The organism is Methylobacterium sp. WL103, from assembly GCF_008039885.1.
In the GTDB taxonomy this organism is placed as follows: Bacteria; Pseudomonadota; Alphaproteobacteria; order Rhizobiales; family Beijerinckiaceae; genus Methylobacterium; species Methylobacterium cerastii.
In genome coordinates this window covers 1-2,601 of the sequence record NZ_VRUX01000579.1, presented here as the reverse complement: position 1 = coordinate 2,601, position 2,601 = coordinate 1, and the positions used below count along the sequence as shown (strand labels likewise).

Annotated in this window: 5 protein-coding genes; all 5 read left to right on the top strand. The window is 70.0% G+C overall.

Annotated features, from left to right (window positions below; translation table 11 throughout):
• The first annotated feature begins 317 nt into the window (after nt 1-317).
• On the top strand, nt 318-743 hold the full coding sequence (locus FV222_RS22615; RefSeq protein WP_147815695.1) for a hypothetical protein: 426 nt from the start codon (nt 318-320) through the stop codon (nt 741-743).
• A 236-nt stretch (nt 744-979) separates the two neighbouring features.
• The gene (locus tag FV222_RS22610) at nt 980-1,183 is read left to right on the top strand and encodes a hypothetical protein (protein WP_147750933.1); all 204 of its coding nucleotides are present in this window, start codon (nt 980-982) and stop codon (nt 1,181-1,183) included.
• 155 nt (nt 1,184-1,338) lie between these two features.
• Entirely contained in the window at nt 1,339-1,533 is a 195-nt protein-coding gene (locus tag FV222_RS22605) for a hypothetical protein (protein ID WP_147750934.1), read from the top strand.
• Between the two features lie 389 nt (nt 1,534-1,922).
• Nucleotides 1,923-2,213 (top strand): hypothetical protein, encoded by a 291-nt coding sequence (locus FV222_RS22600; RefSeq protein WP_147815694.1) that lies wholly within the window; start codon nt 1,923-1,925, stop codon nt 2,211-2,213.
• 122 nt (nt 2,214-2,335) lie between these two features.
• Nucleotides 2,336-2,601: hypothetical protein (locus tag FV222_RS22595; protein ID WP_147815693.1), on the top strand; the 266-nt coding region annotated here is incomplete at its 3' end.

Sequence of the window (2,601 nt, the reverse complement as noted above, 5' to 3'; positions counted from 1 at the left end):
TCGCGCCCCCGGTGCCGGGCGGGGGCGCGACGCCGGTGTTGCCGGCGCCCCCCGTCACGATCTGCGCCGAGGCGGGACCGGCCAGGATCAATCCGAGCGCGGAGGCGAGGGCGAGCGTCGTGCGGGTCATCGGTCTGTCCAGGTCCGGGGGCGGTCGCACCGATTCGGCGCAAGCGCACGGCAACGGGCGGAGACGCCGGAGGTTCATCCGGGCAGGGTGCGGACCCGCGAGCGCGGTCCCGCGTTCGAGGCTTCGAGACGGTGTTTCGCCCACGCGGCGTCTCGAAGGACGAGCCGGGCTGGTGGAGGAGAATGCGATGCGGCGTTCACTTCGTGCGGCCTGGCCGCTCGCGGCCCTGGCGATGGCGCTCTCGGGTGCTCCGAGCGCGTTCGCCCAGGCCGTCTCGCCCCCCCCGTCGGGCACCGCGACGGCGACGCCGGAGGACGCGATCCTGCTGACGATCTTCCTGAAGCACGACCAGTCGCAGCCGCTCGCCGAGCTGAACGCGCAGCTGGCGCGGCAAGGCTTCTACAAGGCCTTCCCGCCGCCCGGCATCGAGGTGGTGTCGTGGAACGTCGTGATGGGCGTCGGCCAGATCGTGGTGCTGCGCCTGCCCGCGACCCGTCTTCGCGAGATCAATCGCGTGCTGGAGGACACCGCGTGGGGTGCCTACCGCACCGAATTCTTCCCGACCTACGACTTCAAGGCCGTCGGCCTCGGCGAGCACGAGAAGGCCCGGTAGTCCGTGCGGCCGAACATCGATCGGTCGGGCATTCGACAAGATCGGCGTCCGCCGATGCTGCGTTCGCGCCGCGCGCCACCGTAGGTCGGCAGGCCGATCCAAGCTCGCGATTTTCACGCGTGCCGCCAGGATCGCGCAGCCCGAGGACTCGCTTCGCGGAGCGCCCGATGCGGCATCTGCATCCGCGGTTTCAGTCCGGACTTGGACTGGAACCGCGTCCGTGGCATAATAGGCTCATGAGCGAGACATCAACGAACATCCATCCGTACTCCCTGGAGATCATTCCCCCGAAGGCCGACGGCGGCTCCTACCAGTGGGCCATCCGCAAGAACGGCAAGCTGACCCAGCGCTCCGACCGGAGCCTGCCCAGCGAGGCGAAGGCTCGCGAGAGCGGCCTGGGGCAGATCGAGAAGCTCCTGTCGGGCGTCGGCGACCGGTAAACGGTCGATCACGCATCAGCGTATTCAACGAAAGGCGCGGCGCGGACCTCACGGTTCGCGCCGTTCCGTTTTCCGGCTCAGCCCGTCGCCGATTCGGCACACGGGGTTCGACCGGAGATGCTTGCCAAGTCGGCGCCGGCGCCAATGTAATGTCGATGCTCGACACGAACCGCCAAGCCCAGCCCGTCGTCGCCAAGCCGGATGCGACGCCGACCCTCGACGCGTTGACCCGCCAGCGCCTTGGGCGCCACCTTCAGGCGCTCTACGAGCCGGTGATCGACGAAGCGCTCGATCCGCGCTTGGCCGAACTGATGCGGCAGCTCGACCACGACCGGCAGCTCGGGTCGTGAGGCTTCGTCCGACCGCGTGACGAGAAAAGCCCTGCCGACGCGCTCAGTAGTCCGAGCGGACCGACCGAGGCTTGCATGGTGCGGCGCGAAGGGCTATTTGTGCATTGCGGGATAGCGATGGCGTCGCTGTCCCGCTGCCCATCTTGGGCGTTTCCTCCCTAGACTTCGGGCCGCTCCTTTGGGGGCGGCCTTTTTTCTGCGCGGGGTCCGCCTCTTAGCGGCGACGGCATCCGCTCACAAGCACGATGGGGCGTCCTGCGAGGGCCGCCGCGATGACATCTCGGCGAGCGGAGGGCATCGAGCCGCGAGGGATGGCCGCCCGTTCGATGACCCAGCGCCCAAGCCTCGTTTAACAGACACGGCCACGACGATTCGAAAGGACCCGGCGCATGACCAACGTGATTCGCCCGACTTTCGGTCGCCCGCCGCAGCCCGACGCCGAGGTGCCCGAGGAGATCGCGCTCGAACCGCTGCGGATCTACGGCGAGGCGGCCGGCCACGTCGTCGCCCTGGTAGCCGATCCCGGCTCGCAGGCGGGAGAAGTGTTGAAAGTCGTCGTCGGGCCGCTCGTCGGCGACCGCCTCGAGGCCGTCGCGGTCCTGCCCCGGACGGAGGCCGGCGAGATCGATGCCGAACGTGTCGGCATGGCGGTGCTGCGCACGCTCGAGTTGCTGGAATAGGGCCCCCGACGGCACTTGTGGGAGGCGCGCGCATCCCCAAGCCGACCGCGATCGGCTAGCGTGACGGCCGATCGGAGGACCGGCACGCGGGCCTCGACATTCCGGCCACGGACGGGTCGCCCATGCCAGCCCTCGATTCGTTGCACGATCGCCTACGGGCGGCGCCGGTCCTGCAGGATGAAGACGCGGCCGCCGCGCGCCTCGGCGACGTCGAGCCCGCCTTTCCGCCGGGGTTCGTCACGCCGCCGATGCGCGCGCTCCTCCTGGGGATCGCCGACCACGCCCCCTTCCTGTGGCGGCTGATCGCCCAGGCGCCGGACCGGTTCGTGGCGTTGGCGGGGCAGGCCCCGGAGGCGGCGGACGCGGCGATCACGACACGGCAGCGGGT